The organism is Huijunlia imazamoxiresistens, from assembly GCF_037132455.1.
GTDB lineage: Bacteria > Bacteroidota > Bacteroidia > Chitinophagales > Chitinophagaceae > Flavisolibacter > Flavisolibacter imazamoxiresistens.
This window is the reverse complement of sequence record NZ_JBBBEI010000001.1, coordinates 545,441-566,900: the sequence shown is the minus strand read 5'-3', so window position 1 is coordinate 566,900 and position 21,460 is coordinate 545,441. Positions and strand designations below refer to the sequence as shown.

Below are 21,460 nucleotides of genomic sequence, written 5' to 3'. Positions count from 1 at the left end.
ATTCTATTCTTGCAACCATCTTCATTGCTTGCATTCTTCAAACCAGGCTCAGCCTTTAATGTGTCCTAACGGTAGCCCACATAGGGAGGGGGTGCGTAGCTTCGCGGCAGAAGTGTATGAAAGTCAGAAACCAAAGCTGATATTTCCGAAAAAATTCAGTTCCTACTGCTCTTTCCTTTTTCATAAACCACTAACGCGGAGCTACGATGACTTCACCCCTCCCTATGTGGGGAGGGGTCGCCACGCCACCGGCGTGGCGGGGGAGAGGTTTTACGCGCCATCAAATCCCTTTCGTCTCCATTTTAAACACCGCAGGCATCTCCCCGGTTACCCCTGCCGGTACTTCAATAGACACCCCTTCGGCCGTTTGCGTCCACTTTATCTTTGCCGAGGAGCCGGGCATCGTCACCCGGGAAACTTTTGTTTGTGGCGTCGCATCCCCTTTAAACGACCGGAGCAAAAGCGTTCCGGAAGGCCGCCCCAGGGAAATGGCATAAACCACATTTCCCTTGCGGGTATAGCGGATATCTTCCGCCGTAAATTTCAACGTATGGTACTTCTTTCGGTCGGCGGGATCCACCTTTTCCTCCCCGTCCTTGCGGGGGCCTTCTCCATAGGTATGCCAGGTTCGGGTGCCGTACACGGCCTCGCCGTACTTTTTCAGCCAGCCGCCGATGGCCAGTAAAATTGCTTGCTGCTCCTGCGGGATGGTGCCGTCGGCTTTCGGACAAATATTCAATAAATACACACCGTTCTTGCTGACGATGTCGACCATGCCTTTCACAATGTCTTCGGCGGGCCGCAACACCATATCCTGCGTATAGCTCCAGCTGTAGGTGCTGATCGGCTCCTCGGTCAGCCAGGTGGTTTCATTCATGCGGTTCATCCGCGATTTCTCATAGGTGCGTACACCGATGCCTTCGGGGAGGTCTTTTCCTTTGTACAGGATTACTTTCTTCCCCCTGTCTTTTGCCGATCCCTGGAAGGTTTGCACGACCTGCTTGCGGTAGGACTCGCCGATGTGCCCCAGGCGGGAATCGAAATACAACAGGTCCGGATGATATTTCCCGACTACTTCCTGCACCTTGGCCAGCCAGGTGGCACAAAAGGCATCGTTGGGACGTTCGGCGGAATCCTTTTGCTGCCAGGCAGCGGTCGACACCCGGGGGCCATATAAAGCGGCATACTTCGGATTACCGGCATCTAAGCTGCTGTCAAAGGTGGGGTACCAGCCCCACAGCCACTGGTGGTGGAAGGTGGTGATGAATTTCAGCTGGCGCTTGCGCACCGCCTTTTCCATCAGCCCCACGATGTCCCGCTTCGGCCCCATATTTTTGGCGTTCCAGGGATTGACGCGGCTGTCCCACATCGAAAAGCCATCGGCATGCTCCGCCACCGGCCCGGCAAAGCGGGCGCCGGCCCGCACGAACAGGTCCACCCATTCGTCGGCATTGAAGCGAGGCGCCTGGAACATTGGGATAAATTCTTTATAGCCAAATTGCGTCCGCGGGCCGTAAACGGAATCCTGGTGACGGTAAGGCCCGGTGCCCGGCACATACATCGACCGGCTGTACCATTCGCTGTTATAGGCCGGCACGGTATACACCCCCCAATGAAAGTAGATGCCGAACTTGGCATCCTGGAGCCAGGCCGGAACAGGGCTGTTCCACTGTTCCCATCCGGGAAGTGTATTTGCGGGTTGCTGGGCCCGGCCCGGTAGGGGAAGGAGGGCCATAAAATAAAGAACAGCAAGGAACTTTCGGCAAGCGTTGAAAATCATTTTATGAAAATTAATCGGTTAATAGCCAGGGAGACAAGGCAAGCAGGTGGCAGGAACAGCTAATATACGAACACATTGAATACAAGAAACTTAACCCGAAAGAATCTCTTCAGTAAGATAATCCATCAGGTCAGTAACAAATTATATTTGGGGAGCAGCAGGGTCCTTCTAACTTTACGCGCTGTTTGGCAGGCCCGCATTGGGATTGCAGCTCAACAGGTTAGCTCTAAAATCATTCGTAAACGATTGCATTGACGTAGCATGAAGAAACTGTTCCTCTCTCTTACCGTTGCCTTCTTTTCCCTCTGGTCCTTTGCTGCCCCCCCGACTTCGGGCAAGGGCGAAACCATCACCCTGGTACTTCCGCAGGGAAGCCACGCCCGCCTGCAGTTCGGCGCCCAGAAGCTGACCGACGCCCTGGTAAAGGCCGGCTACACGGTCAAAAAGGAACAGCGTGGCGAAGCCCCCCGCAAGGGTTCCTTTATCGTTATTGCCCGACAGGAAGACGAACTTTGGAAAAAAGCCTCCGGCGCCGCCCGCCTGTCCTTTACCACCGCCCCGAAAAAAGAAGGCTTTTCCCTGGCCGTTCAAAACAAGGCGGCCTTTATCGGAGGGGCCGACGAATCGGGCACCCTCTACGGCTGCCTGGAACTGGCCGACCGGATTACGGAAAAAGGCAGGCTGCCCCAGAATCTTTCGCTGACCGACGCCCCTGAAATGGTGCTGCGCGGCGCCTGCGTGGGCGTGCAAAAACCCACCCTGCTGCCGGGCCGGGGCGTGTACGAATACCCCATCACCCCCGAAACCTTTCCCTGGCTGTACGACAAGGCCCTGTGGACCCGCTACCTCGACTCGCTGGTGGCCAACCGCATGAACTCGCTCTACCTCTGGAACGGCCACCCCTTTGCCTCCCTCGTGCGCCTGCCCGACTACCCCTACGCCGTGGAAGTGGACAGCGCCACCTTTGCCAGGAACGAAGAGATCTACCGCTTCCTCACCACCGAAGCCGACAAGCGCGGCATCTGGGTGATCCAGGCATTTTATAACATCATCATCTCCAAACCCTTTGCCGACAAGCACGGGCTGAAGACGCAGGACCGCAACCGGCCCATCGTTCCCGTCATTGCCGATTATACCCGCAAGTCCATTGCCGCCTTCGTGGAAAAATACCCCAACGTGGGCCTGCTCATCACCCTGGGCGAAGCCATGGAAGGCGTGGGCGAGGACGACGTGAACTGGTTTACCCAAACCATCCTCCCCGGCGTGAAGGACGGGCTGAAAGCCCTGGGCCGGACCAACGAGCCGCCCGTGGTGCTGCGGGCCCACGATACCGACGCCCCCCGCGTGATGGCGGCTTCCAAGCCGATTTACACCAACCTGTACACCATGGCCAAGTACAACGGCGAGGCGCTGACCACCTACACCCCCCGGGGCAAATGGGCCGAACTGCACCGCACGCTGAGCAGCATCGGCACCGTGCACGTACAAAACGTGCACATCCTGGCCAACCTGGAACCTTTCCGCTACGGCTCGGCCGACTTTATCCAGAAATCCGTAAAGGCCATGCACGACGTCTACGGTTCCAACGGCCTGCACCTGTATCCCCAGGCGTCCTACTGGGACTGGCCCTATACCGCCGATCGCAAGAGCGACCGCCAGCTGCAGCTCGAGCGCGACTGGATTTGGTACAAGGCATGGGCCCGCTACGCCTGGAACTGCCGCCGCGACCGTTCTTCCGAAGTGGCCTACTGGGGCAACCAGCTCGGCACGAAGTTCGGCGCCGGCTCCAAAGGCGGCCAGAGCATTCTGGAAGCCTATGAGCAGACCGGGGAGATCGCTCCCAAGCTGCTGCGCCGCTACGGCATCACCGACGGCAACCGCCAGACCCTGACCCTGGGCATGCTGATGGGACAACTGATCAACCCGTTTAAGTACGGCCTGTTCACCCTGCTGTACGAAAGCGAGGCCCCCGAAGGCGAAATGATCATCGAATACGCCGAGAAGGAATGGAAAGGGCAGCAGCATGTGGGCGAAACCCCGGTACAGGTAGCCGACGAAGTGGTGGCCCACGGGCGCAAAGCCATCGAAGCCATTGAAGCCGCAGCCCCCCTGGTCACTACCGACCGCCAGGAGTTCATGCGCCTCAAAAATGACGTCTATTGCTACGACGAGCTGGCCAACCACTACGCCGACAAGGTGCGGGCAGGCCTTCAAATTCTGCGGTACAAATACTCCAACGATATCGCCGACCTGGAAAAGGCCGTGCCCCTGCTGGAAAAAAGCGTGGCCCACTACCGCAAGCTCACCGCCCTGACTTCGCGCAGCTACCTGTATGCCAACAGCATGCAGACCTCCATGCGCAAGATCCCCCTGCGGGGCGTGGACGGCACCTATAAGGAGTGGCACGAAGTGCTGCCGGTCTTTGAACAGGAGCTGCACAACCTGAAAAAGAATATCGACTCGCTGAAGCACGTAAAACCCAATACAGCCGCTGCTGCGGTTGCCGCCCTGAAGAATGTGCCCGTGACCCTGGTCAGCGGGGGAGAAGGCAGCTATACCCTGGCCAAGGGCGCTTCGCTCTTTTCCGATACCACCGTGCTGGTGGACACCTTCGCCGCCGAGCTGAAAGGCCTGAAGGGAATTCAATTCTCCAAAAAGAAGCAGCTGGAAACCGGCACCACCCTTCAGTTCAAAGCCGCCAAACCGGTAAAGCTGGTGGTAGGGTATTTTAACCCGAAGACGGCCGCCTTTCAGAAGAATACCGATTATGCCAAAGCCCCCGAGCTGGAGACCGACGCCACCGCCAACGAATACGGCCAGGACGAGGTGAAGATCGCCAACGCCCTGGTGGCCGGCGACCTGCCCCGCCTGAATATTCACACCTATTCCTTCAAAGCGGGCACGCATACGCTGACCCTGCCCAAGGGCCAGATCCTGGTGCTGGGCTTTACAGAACCCGGTCAACCCCTCAAAGCCTACGACGCCGGCCTCGGCGCCCCCGCCCAAAAGGAGATGGACTGGTTATTAGAATAGCCTCACCCCCGGCCCCTCTCCATTTGGAGAGGGGTGCCCAAACTTGAAACAGATCTTACAGGTACGCAAAAATTATAGCATCAGATGAAGTCATTTTTCAAAATATCCCTTTCGCTGCTCCTGCTGCAGGCAGGCTTTAAGTCGGCAGATGCACAGGTGCTGAACGCCGACAAGCTGAAGACCCATGTGGGCTATTTCAACTCCGTGGATTCGGAATACGCCGTCAACCTCATTGCTAATAAGGATGCGGCCGACTGGATGCAGCAGAACGTGCCCCTGTTCGAGTGCCCCGACCAGGTGATCGAACAAACCTATTACTACCGCTGGTGGACGCTGCGCAAGCACCTGAAACAAACCCCCGACGGCTACGTATTCACCGAGTTCATCACCCCGGTCAACCATGCCGGCAAGTACAACACCGTCAGCAGCGCCCTCGGCCACCACATCAACGAAGCCCGCTGGCTCCGCGATCCCCAATACCTGAACCAGTATATCAATTTCTGGGTGTTCGTGGACGCAAAAACACCCAAGCCGCACCTGCGGGCCTTCAGCTCCTGGCTGCAGGATGCCGTGTACCAGCAATACCTGGTAAAACGCGACAAGGCGTTTGTGCAGCTGCTGCTGCCGGCCCTGGACGCCGACTACCGGGCATGGGAAGGCGAAAAGATGCTGCCCTCCAAAATGTTCTGGCAGTACGACGTTCGCGACGCCATGGAAGAAAGCATCAGCGGCGGCCGCCGCGTAAAGAACGTACGCCCCACCATCAACAGCTATATGTACGGCAACGCCAAAGCCCTGGTGGCGCTGGCAAAGCTGGCCGGCGTGGACAGCCTGCAAAAAATTTACGGCGCCAAGGCGGCCCAGCTGAGAGCCCAGACCCAGAGCACCCTCTGGGACGATACCGCCTCTTTCTTTAAAGTGCAGTTCGAAAACGGCAAGCTGTGCGACGCCCGCGAGGTCCTGGGCTATATTCCCTGGTATTTCAACCTGCCGGAAGACAAGTCCAAATACGCTCGCCAGTGGGACCAGCTGCTCGACACCGCCGGCTTCGACGCCCCCTGGGGCATCACCACGGCCGAACGCCGCCACCCCGGCTTCCGCACCCACGGCACCGGCCACGGCTGCGAGTGGGACGGCGCCGTATGGCCCTTTGCCACCTCCCAGACCCTCAAAGGCCTGTCGAACCTGCTGACGTCCTATAAGCACAAAGGCAAAATGACCCCTGCCGTTTTCTACGACGAGCTGCGCACCTATGCCTGGTCGCACCAGAAGAACGGCAAGCCCTACCTGGGCGAGTACCAGGACGAAAAGACCGGCTACTGGCTGAAAGGCGACAACCCCCGCAGCAGCTACTACAACCACTCCACCTTCTGCGACCTGGTGATCAGCGACCTGGTGGGCCTGAAGCCCCGCCCCGACAACGTGCTGGAGCTGCACCCCCTGGTGCCCGAAGGAAAATGGGACTGGTTCGCCCTCGACAACGTGAATTATAACGGCCGCACCATCGGCATTCTCTGGGATAAGGATGGTTCCAAATACGGCAAAGGAAAAGGCCTGCGCCTGTACGTGGACGGCAAGGAAGTATACCAGGGCAAAAAGCTGAAGCCGGTTAAAGTAAAGCTGAAGGCTTAATCGAAGTAAAACCTACTAACCGTTCAATAATTGCATAAAATGATATTCAACTTCAAAAAAGTTTCTTTCTTCCTGGCGCTGCTGCTGGTAATGGCCGGTGCCCAGGCGCAGCAGTATTACAATGTTTTGAAATACGGCGCGAAGAACGACAGCAGCAAGATCGCCACCAAGGCCATTGCCGCCGCCATCGCCGCGGCTTCGAAGGCCGGGGGCGGTACGGTGTACTTCCCGGCGGGTAAATACCTTACCGGGCCCATCCACCTCAAAAGCAACATCACCATCTTTATCGATGCCGGCGCCGAGCTGCACTTCAGCGACAACTTTGATGACTACCTGCCCTTCGTGCCCAGCCGCTGGGAAGGCACCGACGTCACCAACTTTTCGCCCCTCTTTTATGCCAATAAGGCCGAGAATATCGCCATCCGCGGCCGCGGCCTGATCAACGGCCACGGTAAGAAATGGTGGGACACTTCCGAAGGCTACAGCGAAAAGAAGCCCCGCATGAAGTACCAGGACATCTTCGACAGCCTGAACAAGGACATCCTGCGTCCCGACCTGAAAGGCTGGGTGGAACGCGGCTTCCTGCGCCCGCCCTTTATCCAGCCCATGTACTGCAAGAACGTGCTGATCGAAGGCATCACCATCATCAACTCGCCCTTCTGGACCGTGAACCCCGAGTTCTGCGAGAACGTGACCATCACCGGCGTGACCATCAACAACCCGCACTCGCCCAATACCGACGGCATCAACCCCGAATCCTGCCGCTATGTGCACATCTCCAATTGCCACATCAGCGTAGGCGATGACTGCATCACCATCAAGTCGGGCAAGGACAGGGCCGGCCGCAAAATGAACGTGCCCGCCGAAAACTACACCATCACCAACTGCACCATGCTTTCCGGCCATGGCGGCGTGGTGATCGGCTCCGAAATGTCGGGCGGCGTGAAGAAGATCGCCATTTCCAACTGCATCTTCGACGGCACCGACCGCGGCATCCGCATCAAGTCCGCCCGCGGACGCGGCGGCGTGGTGGAAGACATCCGCGTGGACAATATCATCATGAAGGGCATCCGCGACCAGGCCATCGTGCTGGACCTGCAGTACGCCCGCACCCAGCCGGAGCCGGTATCGGAGCGCACCCCCGCCTTCCGCAACATCCACTTCAGCAACATCACCGCCCAGACCAACCAGGCCATCTACATCGACGGCCTCGAGGAAATGCCTGTGGACGACGTGACCTTCCAGGATATCCAGTTCGACGCCCAGACCGGCGCCACCATCAAGCGCGCGAAGAACATCGAGTTCCACAACGTCCGCATCAACACCAAAGTGGGTTCCTCCCTGGTGGCCGAGAACGTAAAGCGCCTCGAGATCAACGGCCTGCGCACCCTCAGCCCCATCGCCGACAAGCCGGTGATCGCCCTCACCGACGTAGAGGACGTGTTCGTGCACAACTGCAACCCCGTACAGGGTACCGGCACCTTCCTGAGCCTGAAAGGCAAAGGCACCAGCCAGGTTACCCTCAAGAGCAACAATTTTAAATATGCCCAGAAGCCGGTAGTCAAGGACGAAGCGGTGACCGAGGCCGTGGCGGTTGATTAGGAATTGGTTAATTGGATATTTGGGTATTAGGAGCGTAAGCTATTAAGACCTACCTGAATAGTAAGACAAGGAGAACCCGTTTGTATCGTTGCTTGTCTTCCCCAATGCATTTGGGGAGGACAAGCAACTTTCCTTATAAATAATTGAACGATATACTTCCATGAGAACAACTTTTCTCTTTTTCTCTTTCTTCCTTTTTATCTCTTTGCACGTGCATGCCCAGCAACAGGTGGAAAAATGGGGCGTGTTTGAATTGTCGCTGAAAGGATCGGATGCCGGCAATCCTTTTATCGGCACCACCTTGACCGCCACCTTTACCAGGGGCGGCAAAACCTACCGGCCCGAAGGCTTTTACGACGGCAACGGCACTTACAAAGTACGGTTCATGCCCGATGCGGAAGGGGAGTGGAGCTACACCACCTCCTCCAACCAGGAAGCCCTGAACAACAAAAAGGGCACCTTTACCTGCGTAGCGCCCGCCAAAGGCAACCACGGCCCCGTGAGCGTCAGGAACACCTACAACTTCGCCTATGCCGACAGCACTGCCTACATCCCTTTCGGCACCACCATCTACGAATGGTCGTTCCAGGGAAAAGACCGCAAGGCGCAGACCATTCAAACCTTAAAAGGCGCCCCTTTCAATAAGGCCCGCATGCTGCTGGTGCCGCCCTACAAAAAAAATTACCTCGAGGGTCCCGATAAGATCGAGGTCTTCCCGTTCGTGGGCACCTCCAGGGAAAACTGGGATTTTTCGCGCTTCCGCCCCGAGTATTTTCAACAACTGGAAAAGGACGTGGAAGCCCTGCGCGACCTGGGCATCCAGGCCGACCTGATCCTGCTGCGCCCCTACGACGGCGGCAAATGGGGCTTTGACCGCATGGACGACGAGACCAACATCCGTTTCCTGCGCTATGCGGTGGCCCGCTTCGGCGCTTACCACAACATCTGGTGGAGCCTGTGCAACGAGAACAGCTTTATCAAGCACCTTTCTGATGAAGACTGGGACCGCTACTTCCAGGTGGTGCAACAGTACGACCCTTATGGCCACCTGCGCTCCATCCACAATGCCGACCGGCTTTATGATTATAAAAAACCCTGGGTGACCCATGTGAGCCTGCAGTACTACAATGCCGTGCGGGAATTCGGCGTTTCACCGCTGCTGCGCGACATCTACCGCAAGCCCGTGGTGCACGACGAGATCAACTACGAAGGCAATATCGAACGCCGCTGGGGACAGCTGTCGGGCGAGGAGCTGACCCACCGGTTCTGGATCGCTTATGTAGGCGGCGCCTATGCCACCCATGGCGAGGCCACCAACGACGGCTGGATCTCCGGCGGCGGCAAACTGACCGGCACCAGCCCCCAGCGCATCGCCTTTTTGCGCCAGGTGGTGGAAAGCGCTCCCAGCCTGCGGCCCATCGACCAGTATTACATCCTCAACGCCGCCGGCAAGTACGGCGAATACTACCTGTATTACCTGGGCAAGGAAACGCCCAAGGAATGGAAGTTCGTACTTCCCGACGACGAGCTGAAGGACGGCATGCGCTTTAAGGTGGAGGTGATCGATACCTGGAACATGACCATTACGCCGGCCAAACAGCTCTTCGAAGTGAAAAAGCTGAATAACTACCAGTTCGTGGAAAAGAACGGCGCTAAGGTGAAGCTGCCCGGCAAGCCCTACCTCGCCCTCCGCATCACGAAAGTGGAGGATGCCCACACCCAGCCCAACGAAAAGAAAGTCAAACGCAACGAACTCACCGACGAAGAACAATAAACCCCGAAAAAACCGATGGCCCGTAAAGGATATTTATTCATTCCCTTCCTGATCGCCTGCCTCACCGCCGGCGCCCAAACGCCCCGGAATAATGATTTGAAACTCTGGTACCGCCAGCCGGCGGTAAAGTGGACCGAAGCCCTGCCGATCGGCAACGGCCGCCTCGGCGCCATGGTCTTTGGCGGGGTGGAGCAGGACCGCATCCAGTTCAACGAGGAAACCCTCTGGACCGGTGCGCCCCGCGAATACAACCGCGAAGGCGCTGCCCGGTACCTGGGCCCTATCCGGGAGTTGCTATTCGAAGGCCGGCAGGATTCGGCCGAAAAGCTGGCCGAACAAAAGTTCATGGGCCTCAAAAGCGCCGAAGGCGGCCGGGCCCAATGGTTCCGCGACATGCGGGAGGGCAAAGGCATCAGCGGCGATCCCGCCCAGCCCGGCTTTGACGACCGTAGCTGGAAGACCATGCGGGTGCCTTCCTACGAAGGCTGGGAAGCTATCGGCTATGAAGGCCTCGACGGCGCCCTCTGGTTCCGCACCACCTTTGAGCTGCCCCCCTCCTGGCAGGGCAAGAACCTCGTGCTCGACCTCAACCGGGTGCGGGACCAGGACTTTACCTACCTCAACGGAAAGCTGGCGGGCACCACCGACGGCCTGGACCCGCGCCGCTATATCCTCAAAAAGGAGGACCTGCGCCCCGGTACCAATACCCTGGCCGTGCAGGTGCTCAACTATTTTGACAAGGGTGGCATTGCCGGCTACAAGGATACCTCCCGTGCTATTTCGGTTTACCCCGAAGGGGGCGATCCCAAAGAAGGCATTTCGCTGGTAAAGCAGTGGAAATATCTGGTGCAGAACGACGAGCCGCCGGCCGTTCCCCGCTACCAGGCCGACTACCAGCCCTTCGGCGATATCTGGCTGAACATGAAAGGCACCGCCGGCGCTACCGGTTACCGCCGCGAGCTGGACCTGTCTACGGCCACGATCCGCACCACCTACACGGTTGGGGGCGTAACCTACACCCGTGAATATTTCGCCAGCCAGCCCAACGGTGTCATCGCGGTACGTTTGTCCGCCTCCAAACCGGGCAGCCTTTCTTTTGAAACCGTGCTCAACAGCCCGCATCAATATGCCGCCACCCGCAAGGTCGACAACCATACCCTGGCACTGTCGGTAAAGGTGCGCAACGGTGCTCTCCGCGGCGAGAGCTACCTGCGGGTGCAATCGGTAAGGGGAAAAATAACGGTGGGTACGGACCGTATCCGCGTGGACGGGGCCGACGAGGTGGTCTTATACCTGGCCGCCGGCACCAACTACAAAAACTACAAGGATGTTACGGCCGACCCGCTGGCGCCGGTGAAAACCGCGCTGCAAAGCCTCAGCGGCAAAACTTTTGCGGCGGTGAAAGCGGCCCACTTGAGGGAGTACGGCGGTTATTTCAACCGCTTCAGCCTGGACCTGGGCCGGCACGCCAACGAGGCCCTGCCCACCAACGAGCGGATCGAGCAATTCGCTGGCGCCAACGATGTGCCCTTTGCCGCCCTGTTCCTGCAATACGGCCGTTATTTGCTGATCTCCTCTTCGCGGCCGGGTACCCGCCCCGCCAATTTGCAGGGCATCTGGAACGACCTGCTGTCGCCGCCCTGGGGCAGCAAGTACACCACCAACATCAACGCCCAGATGAACTACTGGCCGGCCGAGGCGCTGAACCTTTCCGCCATGCACGAGCCCCTGCTGCAAATGATCGGGGAGCTGGCCGAGGCGGGCAAAAAAACGGCAAGGATCCACTACAACGCCCCCGGCTGGGTGCTCCACCACAATACCGACCTCTGGCGCGGTACGGCCCCCATCAACGCCGCCAACCACGGCATCTGGGTCACCGGCGCCGCCTGGCTCAGCCAGCACCTGTGGGAGCATTACCAGTTTACCGGCGACAAAGCTTTTTTGCAACAACGGGCGTACCCCCTGATGAAGGAAGCGGCCCTGTTTTTCCATGCCTTCCTGGTAAAGGACCCGAAGACCGGCTGGCTGATCAGCACACCGTCCAACTCGCCCGAGCACGGCGGCCTGGTGGCCGGTCCCACCATGGACCACCAGATCATCCGCGACCTGTTTTCCAATGTCATCAAGGCCAGTGAAGTGCTCGGCACCGACGCGGAGCTGCGCAAAAACCTGAAAGAAAAATACGGGCAGATAGCCCCCAACCGCATAGGCCGCCACGGCCAGCTGCAGGAGTGGCTGCAGGACGTGGACGATACCACCGACACCCACCGGCACGTATCGCACCTCTGGGGCGTGCACCCCGGCCGTGAGATCAACTGGGACCAGACCCCCGACCTGATGAAGGCGGCGCGCCAGTCCTTGATTTACCGCGGCGATGCGGGCACCGGCTGGAGCCTGGCCTGGAAGATCAACTGGTGGGCCCGCTTTAAGGACGGCGACCATACCTATAAAATGATCCAGATGCTGATCAGCCCGGCGGCCAAAGGGGGAGGGGCGTACCCCAACCTGTTCGACGCCCACCCGCCCTTCCAGATCGACGGCAACTTCGGCGGCGCCGCCGGCATCGGCGAAATGCTGCTGCAAAGCCAGAACGGCTACCTCGACCTGCTGCCCGCCCTTCCCAAGGCCATGCCCGAAGGAAGCGTACGCGGCCTTTGCGCCCGCGGCGGTTTTGAGGTGAGCCTGCTGTGGCAGCACAACGCATTGAAGAACGTGACCGTGCTGTCGAAAAACGGCGGCCCCTGTGTACTGAAATATGCCGGGAAAGAGCAACGCTTTTCTACAGTGAAGGGAAAAACGTATTCCTTCAATGGAGCACTGAAAGCATTGTAAAATGATGCAGCGCATTACGGAATAGTGCTTTTATTTGCGGGACGTAGCCGCAAACAAACCCAACAAAACCCATTAAAATTCTTATAACCGTTTTATGCTCAAAATCGACGCACACCAGCACTTCTGGATCTTTGATCCCGTTCGCGACAGCTGGATCAACGACGAGATGTCCGTAATCCAGAGCGACTTCCTGCCCGCCGACCTGCAGCCCGTGCTGCAACAGGCCGGCATCGACGGCTGCGTGGCCGTACAGGCCGACCAGACGGAAGCCCAGAACGACTTCCTACTCGAACTGGCGGAAAAGAACGACTTTATCAAAGGCGTCGTGGGCTGGGTGGACCTGCAGGCCCCCAATATCGACGAGCGGCTGGCGTATTACAGCAATACCTCGAAAATGAAAGGCTTCCGCCATGTGCTGCAGGGCGAGCCCCAGCGCGACTTCATGCTGCGCCCGGCCTTTAAGCACGGCATCAGCCGCCTCCACAACCACGGTTTCACCTACGACATCCTCATCTTCCCCGACCAGCTGGAATTCACCCGGGAATTCGTAGCCACCTTCCCCGAACAAAAGTTCGTGATCGACCACATTGCCAAACCCTTTATCAAGGACCAAAAGATCGACGACTGGAAAAAGGACATCCAGGCCGTGGCCGCCTACCGCAACGTATGGTGCAAGCTCTCCGGCATGGTGACCGAAGCGGACTGGAAAGGCTGGAAGAAGGAAGATTTTACCCCTTACCTCGACGCGGTGGTGGAAGCCTTCGGCCCCCAACGCATTATGTACGGCTCCGACTGGCCGGTCTGCCTCGTGGCGGCGGATTATCCCGACATGATAGGAATTGTAAAAGACTATTTCGCCTCCTTCTCCCAGGACGAGCAGGATGCTTTCTTTGGCGGCAATGCCGTGGCATTTTACGACTTGTAAGGGGCGCCCGGATGGCTCTTCCGGGCGGCTCCTGCCGACTTTCTTACTTTTGTATTCTGACTTTTTATAACCAGCATTATGAATATACTTACCTGCACCACGCCCGGCTCCTTCGAGTACGGGCAGGCCGAAAAACCGGAACTGAAAAAAGACCACGCCATCATCCGCATAAAAAGGATCGGCATCTGCGGCACCGACCTCCATGCCTTTGAAGGCACCCAGCCGTTCTTCGAATACCCCCGCATCCTGGGCCACGAGCTCGCCGGCGAGCTGGTAGAGTTCGACAACGCCCCCGGCTTCGAGGTGGGAGAGGAAGTGACCATCATCCCGTACTTCCAGTGCGGCAAATGCATTGCCTGCCGCCGCGGCAAGCCCAACTGCTGCCAGAGCATCAAGGTGTGCGGCGTGCACGTACACGGCGGCATGGTGGAGTACCTGTCGGTGCCTTCCGACTCGCTCATCCACGGTAAAGGCCTGAGCTTCGACGAACTGGCTCTGGTAGAACCCCTGGCCATCGGGGCCCACGGCGTACGCCGCGCCGGTGTGACCGAAGGCGAATACGTACTGGTGATCGGCGCCGGCCCCATCGGCCTGGGCACCATGGAGTTTGCCCGCATTTCCGGCGGCAAGGTGATCGCCCTGGACATCAACGACGCCCGCCTGCAGTTCTGCAAGGACCGCCTGAAGGTGGAGCATACCGTCAATGCCCTCTCGGGCAACGTCACCGAGCAGCTGATGGAGATCACCGGCGGCGACATGCCCACGGTGGTGATCGACTGCACCGGCAGCCAGAAAGCCATCAACGGCGCCTTCCAGTACATGGCCCACGGCGCCCGCTACGTGATGATCGGACTGCAAAAAGGCGAGATCATCGTGTCGCATCCCGAGTTCCACAAACGCGAAGCCACGCTGATGAGCAGCCGCAACGCCACCCGCGACGACTTCGACTTCGTGATCGACTCCATGAAAAAAGGACTGGTAGACCCTACCACCTACATCACCCACCGCGTGCTGTTCGACAAGGTGAAGGACGAGTTCAGCAGCTACCTGAAACCCGAGACCGGCGTGATCAAAGCCATGATCGAGTTGGGTTAATTGGGATATTTGGAAGGAGGATATTTGGAAACGGCGGCCCTGTTGGGTTGCCGTTTTTGTTTACAGTACATTAAAATATTAACGCATGAAGAAACGTCTTTTAGTGCTGGCTGGTACAGCCCTATGGTTTTCCGCTTGCCGGGGTAGCAACAGCCCGGCGGTCAGCGAACAGGAAGCGAAGGAGGAACGCAACCGGCAAACCGCCCTGGCCTCCGTACAGGCCACCAGCCGCCGGGACGCCGATGGCCTGCTGAAAGATGCCGCCCCCGGCATGGCCGATTATGGCGACGGCTCCCTGCCCGTGATCCGCGGCGTGGACCGCATCAAACCCCTGCTGCACCTCTGGTTTACCGCTTTCCCCGATGTGCAGCGCAACAAGCTGGTGGCCGTGGCCGACGGCGACTGGGTCATGGTCTGGGGCACCTGGAGCGGCACCTTTAAAAATGACCTGATGGGCATCAAAGCCACGGGAAAAGCCTACAGGGACGTTCCCGACGTGGACATCTTTAAATTCAATGCGGAAGGAAAGATCATCGAACACCATAACGTCCAGTCACCGAATACCTTCCTGCTGAAAGCCGGGGCGCAATTGCCGCCCCCCTGATCCAGCTCATATTTCCGCCTGACGGATATCGTTTTCCCGCACCGGTCCTGAATTTAACTTTATTACAGGATCGATTTCCCGGCCAGGAAAAGCCCGTTACCCAAATCTCCAAAACCTTTTGATAAACACCGGAACCCGCCCGTATCCCATCCGTTCCTTGCGGTAACACAGCAACCCCGGAGTTGCCTACTTTCTTCTTTCGACAAACCCATTTTCGTAACGCTAATACTTCAGCCATGTGTACCTCCATAAAATTGATCACCCTCAAAGGGATCACCATTTCCGCACACTGGACTTTTTTATTCCTCGCAGGCGGGGTGGCCGCCGCCATCGCAGGAGCGGGCATGCAGCCGATCTCCATCCTGTGGGCGCTGCTCTTTGTGCTGGCGTATACCGCCAGCCTGCTGGCTCACGAATATGGTCATGCGCTGGCCGCCCGCCGCTATGGCATCCGGGCCACCCACATGATCCTGTTCCCTTTCGGCGGATTGGCCAGCATCAATAAAATTCCCGACCGCCCCCGGCACGAGCTGGCCATCAGCGGGGCAGGGCCGGCCGCCAGCCTGCTGCTGGCACTGGCACTGGCGCTGCTGATCCATCCCTATGAGCCCATGTGGCGCCTGCAGCCCTTCACCCCCGTGGTCAACGGTTCCAACTTCCTGTGCCTGCTGTACCAGCTGAACCTGATGCTGGCGGTCGTCAACCTGTTGCCGGCCTTTCCGCTCGACGGCGGCCGCATGCTGCGGGCCCTGCTGGCCTTCCGCTTTAATTACGTGCGGGCTACGGCCCTGGTCACCGTCATCAGTCGCGTGCTGGCCTTGGCGGCCATTGGCGCCGGGCTACTGCTGTGGAACCTGATCGCGGTGCTGGCGGGGGTCGCCATCCTTTTATGGGCTAAGGCCGAAGAGTTTTACCTGCAGCTCCATGAGCTGGTCAAAGGCATCCGGCTGAACGAACTGGTGCAGTACCAGTACGACAGCCTCCCGGCCGGCATGACGGTGGGGGAAGCCGTCAGCCTGCTGTCCAACAACAATGGAAAAACGTTCCTGGTCATGGAAGGGGCGGGGCCGGTAGGTACGCTGCAGCGGATGGACCTGATCAAGGCCGTGGCGGAAATGAACTACCAGCTGCAGGTGAAGGACCTGATGAAGAAAGACCTCGTCTTCCTGGAGGCCGGATCGGAGCTGCCCGAAGTGCTGGAACGCCTGTCCGGCAACGAAGAAAAGATTTACCCGGTCCGCGACCACGAACGGTTTACCGGCGTCACCAGCTACCGCCACATCATCGAGTACCTGCTGCTGCACAAAGCCGTCACCGGCGAGTACGGTAAAGTGCGCTCGCTGGCAGGCTGAAGCGGGAATTGGCTAATTGGCTAATTGGTTAATTGGGATATCAGGATAAGCGGTCGCGACGTTCCAGGAAAAGGAAAAAGCGGGTGCTGCCTTTTATCCCTTTCCGTATTTTCCCTTATTCCTTCCCTTTTACCATAAGAACGGGGTGCAGCAGAGGTTGATGTTACAGCCAGCCCGAGCGCCGGAAATGGTGGTAAAGCACCACACAGGCGCAAAACGTCAGGAACAGGACAATAGGGTAGCCCCAGTGCCATTCCAGCTCGGGAATGAACTTGAAGTTCATGCCATAGATGCCCGCCACCATGGTGGGCAGGCCGAGGATGGCGGCCCAGCCGGCAAAGCGTTTCGACACCTCGTTCTGCTTGTTGGAGATCTCGTTCTGGGCCATGGAAATAAGGGAAAAGTTCACTTCCAATACACTGTTCAGCAGTTCACGGGTATGGTCCAGCATTTCGTTGATCCGCAGCACGTGGTCGTGGATATCGCGGAAATAGGGCTTGCCTTCCTCGGGGATGATGGGGTAGTCGAACCGGATCAGGCGGTTACTGACGTCGATCAGGGGCGAGACGGCCCGCTTTACCTGGAGCAGCTCGCGGCGTAGCTGGTGGATGTAGGTGATGGTTTCGCGGTTGGGCGGCTCCTCGAATACTTTTTCCTCCAGCCGTTCCAACTCGTCGGTCAGGGCATCCACGATGGGAAAATACTGGTCCACGATGGCGTCCATCACGGCGTACAGGGCATAGCAAGGACCCTTGCGCAGCAAGTCGGGCGTAGTCTCGCAACGGGCCCGCACCCCGCCGTAGGAAAGGCTGGAGCCGTGGCGGACGGTGACCATAAAATTCTTAGCTACGAAAAAATGAGTTTCCCCGAAGGCGATGTCGCAGGTGCCTTCCCGCAGTTGCGCCGTATGCATCACGATAAAGAGGGTGTCGCCAAAGGATTCGATCTTGGGCCGCTGGTGGGCCCGGTGGGCATCCTCCACCGCCAGCTCGTGCAGGCCAAACTGTTTTTGCGCCTGGGCCATCAGCTCCTCGTCCGGCTCGTACAGCCCGATCCAGACAAAGGTGCCGGGCTGGCACAGCAGGTGGCTGATCTCATCGATCTTCACATCGGCGATACGGCGGCCCCCGGAATAGGCCGAACAATTAATCACTGCGCTCATAGAACATGCTTTTAACCGCAGCCCCTGCGACGGTAACGGCGCTGCCTGCGGCTTGAACTGCCTAAAATACAGAAACCCGAAGAAACCCCCAGAAACACCCCGCCCTGCCGGCCGCCTTCCTACATTTAGGAAAGAATTTTTCCATTAAAGATTTATCACCTAAGTATTACTGGTCCATCTGTAGGCCATAGAAGGGCAGAAAAAGGCATGCCCCGGCATTGGGCGGTCACTTTCTCCAGCCGGAGGCGGCTAAAAAAGCCAGGGGCAACAAATAAAAAGAAAAAATATACTTAAAGAGTTATGGCAAATTAACGCCCGGCCAATACCTTTACCTAAGTATCAAAATTGAACCACCTAGGTAAATTAGAAATTACCGGGATGGCGGCCTCCAGGCCGCTTTTCGAAGGACAACAAGACCGCTGTCCGACACAACAACCTGTTTACTTAACTCAAAAGATTTAGAATGCAGAACATCTGGAGCAATGAAATCAGGCCGGGAGGCAAATGGTCCGGGGTGATTGGCAAAGGAAAACACCTGCGCTTTACCAGCCGGGGCGCAGGTGCCAACCTGGCCCTGCTGTTGTACCTGGCGGCGGACCGCACCGAACGCTACAACATGCCCGATACCCTTAAAGCCCAGCACACGGCCCGGCTGACCCGCGGCCACGTGCTGATGAGCGATAACGGCCGTGTGCTGGCCTCCATCGTGGAAGATAGCCTGGGCTGGCACGACCCCTTGGGCGGCCTTAGCACCCGGGCCCGGACCGACGCCCGCTACGGCGCCACCACCTACCAGGAGCTGCGCAACGACTGGCTGCGCAGCGGCGAAGAAAATATGGCCGTCGAACTGGTCCGCAACGGCCTCGGCCTGCGCGACCTGGTTCCCCACGTCAACCTGTTTTCCAAGGTATGGTGCGACCACCTGGGCACCCTGCACTACGAGGAAGACCACTGTCCAGCAGGCGCCACCGTAGTGCTGCGCACCGAAATGGACGTGCTCGTGCTGCTGTCCAACACCCCGCACCCGCTGCATACCGGCACCCGCTTTCCCTCCGTGCCGGTGCTGATGGAGGTGTCCGACGCCCCCACCCCGGACCTTTCTTCCGAGTACTGCCGGAACTTCCGCGGCGAGAACCGCCGCGCCTTTGAAAATACGCTTGGCTATTATTCACTTGCTTAATCCCCCGAACCCATCATGATGACGGTACTCACCCCTGCAGAAAGCACCCGAACGGCCGCAGCCGCCTTTTTTCAACAAACCATCCTTGCCGGCGACGGCTTTATGCGCGACCTGCTGCCCGGCCAGGTGCTGCGGATCGTGGACCTGGAAGGCAACCAGGCCGCCGACACGCTTTTCTTCGATACCCTGAACCCGCACGACCATTACAGCGCCGTACAAACCATCACCGCCCAGGGCAACCTGTACCTGACCACCGGCTCGGTGCTGCGGGCCGAATCGGGCAATGCCCTGCTGGAGATCATTGCCGACACCTGTGGCCGACACGATACGGTGGGCGGCTCCTGCTCCGCCCAAAGCAATACCGTGCGCTATGCCCACGAAAAGGAGCACATGCACAACTGCCGCGACACCTTTATGCTGCAGCTGGCCCGCTACGGCGGCCCCTTCACCAAGCGCGACCTGGCCCCCAACATCAACTTTTTCATGAACGTTCCGGTCACCCCCGAAGGCGACCTCACCTTCGCCGACGGCCTGTCCGCCCCCGGCCGCTACGTGGAAATGCGAGCACTTCGCCACACCACCGTGCTTATCAGCAATTGCCCCCAGCTCAATAACCCCTGCAACGCCTATAACCCCACCCCCATAGAAGTACTGATCTGGGAAGAATAAACGACCGCCCCGCCCAATTCCCCATTAACCCATTAACTCATTCCTCATGTCTCCACAAAACGCCCCCACCATCCGTTCGCTGGTCAACGCCTACCTGGCCGGCCGCCGGACGCCGGAAGCCGTGATCGGCGAGATTTACCAGCGCATCGGGCAATACGCCGATTACAATATCTGGATCCACCTGCAGCCGCAGGAAGCGGTGCTCGCACAACTGGAAGCGCAGAAAAAAGCCCTGCTGCAGGGCGCCCACCTGCCCCTGTTCGGTGTGCCCTTCGCGGTCAAAGACAATATTGATGTGGCCGCACTGCCCACCACGGCCGCCTGCCCGGAATATACCTACGTGCCCACCCAAACCGCCGAAGCCGTCCAACGCCTGCTCGCTGCCGGCGCCCTGCTGATCGGAAAGACCAACATGGACCAGTTTGCCACCGGCCTGGTAGGTACGCGCAGCCCCTACGGCGCCGTGAAAAACGCCTTTGACCCGGCCTACATCAGCGGCGGTTCCTCTTCGGGTTCCGCCGTGGCGGTAGCCCTGGGCCTGGCCGCCTTTTCCCTGGGCACCGACACCGCCGGTTCGGGACGTATACCCGCCGGGTTCAACAACCTTGTGGGCCTGAAGCCCACAGGGGGCATGATCTCCACCAAAGGCGTGGTGCCGGCCTGCCGCTCGCTCGACTGCGTGTCGGTCTTTGCCCACACCACCGAAGATGCCGCCCTGGTATACCGGGTATGTACAGGCGAAAAAGAACCAGCGCCGCCCACCGTTCGCCAGCCTGCCCGCATCGGGTTCCCACAGGAAGCGCAACTGTATTTTGAGGAGGGCACCGGCTACAAAGCCCTGTTTGCATCGGCCTGCAAGCGCTTAGGCGCCCGGTTCCCGGTCACTACCGTGGACTTCGACAGCTTTTCGCAAACGGCCCAACTGCTGTACCACGGCCCTTGGGTGGCCGAACGCATGGCCGCCATCGAACCCTTTTTCCAACAACAGGCCGCCAGCATGAACCCCGTGGTGCGCAGCATCATTGCCCAGGCCGACCAGTATTCCGCCACCGACACCTTCCGGGCCTTGGCCCAACTGGACCGGCTGAAAGAGCAGGCCGCCGCTATTTTTGAAAAGATCGACCTGCTGGTGGTGCCCACCGCCCCGGGCATCTTTACGATCGAACAGGTAGCGGAGCAGCCCGTGGAGCGCAATACCCGCCTGGGATATTACACCAACTACGTGAACCTGCTGGGCCTTTGCGCCCTGGCTCTTCCCGCCGGCTTCAACGACGCGGGCCTTCCCTTCGGCATTACCTTAATTGCCCCCGGCGGTCGCGATCAGCAACTGCTCCGGCTGGCGAACGACCTGCAGGAGGCGCTGGCGGCTTCCGGCCCTTCCGCCCTGCCCGCCCCGCCTTTTACGGAGGTGGCCGTGGCAGGCCTGCACAAGCGCCACCAGCCGCTCGCCTGGCAGCTCACCAGCCTGGAGGCCGCCTACCGCTACACCACCACCACCAGCCCCCGCTACCGCATGTACCTCCTGGATAAGGACGGCAAACGGAAGCCGGGCCTGGTACGGCAGGAAGCCGGCGCACCGGGCTGCTCCATTGAAGTGGAGATCTGGTACCTGCCCACCGACCGGCTGGGCGCCTTCCTCAACCTGGTGCCGCACCCCCTGGGACTGGGCCGCGTGGAGCTGGCCGACGGCTCCTTCGTCACCGGCTTTATCTGTGAAAGCTATGCTGCCGCCGGCGCCGACGACATCAGCGAATGGGGCTCCTGGGAAGCCTTCCTGGCCTCCGGCGCCGACCGTAAAGAACCTGCCCTTGCCTGATCCA

14 protein-coding genes are annotated in these 21,460 nt (G+C 58.9%); 12 read left to right on the top strand and 2 right to left on the bottom strand.

Annotated features, from left to right (window positions below; all coding sequences use genetic code 11):
* Nucleotides 1-280: 280 nt before the first annotated feature.
* Nucleotides 281-1,735, bottom strand: coding sequence for an alpha-L-fucosidase (locus V9K67_RS01950; RefSeq protein ID WP_336719693.1), 1,455 nt, complete (start codon nucleotides 1,733-1,735; stop codon nucleotides 281-283).
* Between the two features lie 306 nt (nucleotides 1,736-2,041).
* On the opposite strand from V9K67_RS01950, the gene V9K67_RS01945 reads away from it, so the two are divergent.
* The 9 genes from V9K67_RS01945 (at nucleotide 2,042) to V9K67_RS01905 (ending at nucleotide 16,629) form a co-directional block, all read left to right on the top strand.
* Nucleotides 2,042-4,813 carry an alpha-d-galacturonidase gene (locus tag V9K67_RS01945; RefSeq protein ID WP_336719691.1) on the top strand — a complete coding sequence of 924 codons (2,772 nt, stop codon included), beginning with the start codon at nucleotides 2,042-2,044 and terminating at the stop codon, nucleotides 4,811-4,813.
* Nucleotides 4,814-4,897: 84 nt separating this feature from the next.
* The gene (locus tag V9K67_RS01940) at nucleotides 4,898-6,445 is read left to right on the top strand and encodes an MGH1-like glycoside hydrolase domain-containing protein (protein ID WP_336719689.1); all 1,548 of its coding nucleotides are present in this window, start codon (nucleotides 4,898-4,900) and stop codon (nucleotides 6,443-6,445) included.
* Between the two features lie 39 nt (nucleotides 6,446-6,484).
* Entirely contained in the window at nucleotides 6,485-8,047 is a 1,563-nt protein-coding gene (locus V9K67_RS01935) for a glycoside hydrolase family 28 protein (RefSeq protein WP_336719687.1), read from the top strand.
* Between the two features lie 160 nt (nucleotides 8,048-8,207).
* Nucleotides 8,208-9,821 carry a DUF5060 domain-containing protein gene (locus V9K67_RS01930; protein ID WP_336719686.1) on the top strand — a complete coding sequence of 538 codons (1,614 nt, stop codon included), beginning with the start codon at nucleotides 8,208-8,210 and terminating at the stop codon, nucleotides 9,819-9,821.
* 15 nt (nucleotides 9,822-9,836) lie between these two features.
* On the top strand, nucleotides 9,837-12,653 hold the full coding sequence (locus V9K67_RS01925) for a glycoside hydrolase family 95 protein (protein ID WP_336719685.1): 2,817 nt from the start codon (nucleotides 9,837-9,839) through the stop codon (nucleotides 12,651-12,653).
* Between the two features lie 94 nt (nucleotides 12,654-12,747).
* Nucleotides 12,748-13,578: an amidohydrolase family protein gene (locus V9K67_RS01920; protein WP_336719683.1), complete on the top strand. Its 831-nt coding sequence runs from the start codon at nucleotides 12,748-12,750 to the stop codon at nucleotides 13,576-13,578.
* A 78-nt stretch (nucleotides 13,579-13,656) separates the two neighbouring features.
* Entirely contained in the window at nucleotides 13,657-14,673 is a 1,017-nt protein-coding gene (locus V9K67_RS01915; protein ID WP_336719682.1) for a zinc-binding alcohol dehydrogenase family protein, read from the top strand.
* Nucleotides 14,674-14,758: 85 nt separating this feature from the next.
* On the top strand, nucleotides 14,759-15,277 hold the full coding sequence (locus V9K67_RS01910; RefSeq protein ID WP_336719680.1) for an ester cyclase: 519 nt from the start codon (nucleotides 14,759-14,761) through the stop codon (nucleotides 15,275-15,277).
* Nucleotides 15,278-15,513: 236 nt separating this feature from the next.
* Nucleotides 15,514-16,629, top strand: coding sequence for a site-2 protease family protein (locus V9K67_RS01905; protein ID WP_336719678.1), 1,116 nt, complete (start codon nucleotides 15,514-15,516; stop codon nucleotides 16,627-16,629).
* A 163-nt stretch (nucleotides 16,630-16,792) separates the two neighbouring features.
* Here the strand turns inward: V9K67_RS01905 and corA are convergent, their stop codons facing one another.
* Nucleotides 16,793-17,791 (bottom strand): magnesium/cobalt transporter CorA, encoded by a 999-nt coding sequence (gene corA, locus V9K67_RS01900; RefSeq protein WP_336719676.1) that lies wholly within the window; start codon nucleotides 17,789-17,791, stop codon nucleotides 16,793-16,795.
* A gap of 463 nt (nucleotides 17,792-18,254) precedes the next feature.
* On the opposite strand from corA, the gene V9K67_RS01895 reads away from it, so the two are divergent.
* The 3 genes from V9K67_RS01895 to atzF are packed head-to-tail and all read left to right on the top strand — an operon-like array spanning nucleotide 18,255 to nucleotide 21,456.
* Nucleotides 18,255-18,971: an urea amidolyase associated protein UAAP1 gene (locus V9K67_RS01895; RefSeq protein WP_336719674.1), complete on the top strand. Its 717-nt coding sequence runs from the start codon at nucleotides 18,255-18,257 to the stop codon at nucleotides 18,969-18,971.
* Between the two features lie 15 nt (nucleotides 18,972-18,986).
* Nucleotides 18,987-19,640: an urea amidolyase associated protein UAAP2 gene (locus tag V9K67_RS01890; protein ID WP_336719672.1), complete on the top strand. Its 654-nt coding sequence runs from the start codon at nucleotides 18,987-18,989 to the stop codon at nucleotides 19,638-19,640.
* Nucleotides 19,641-19,686: 46 nt separating this feature from the next.
* Complete coding sequence (gene atzF, locus V9K67_RS01885) at nucleotides 19,687-21,456, top strand: allophanate hydrolase (protein WP_336719671.1); 1,770 nt, start codon at nucleotides 19,687-19,689, stop codon at nucleotides 21,454-21,456.
* The last annotated feature ends 4 nt before the right edge of the window (nucleotides 21,457-21,460 follow it).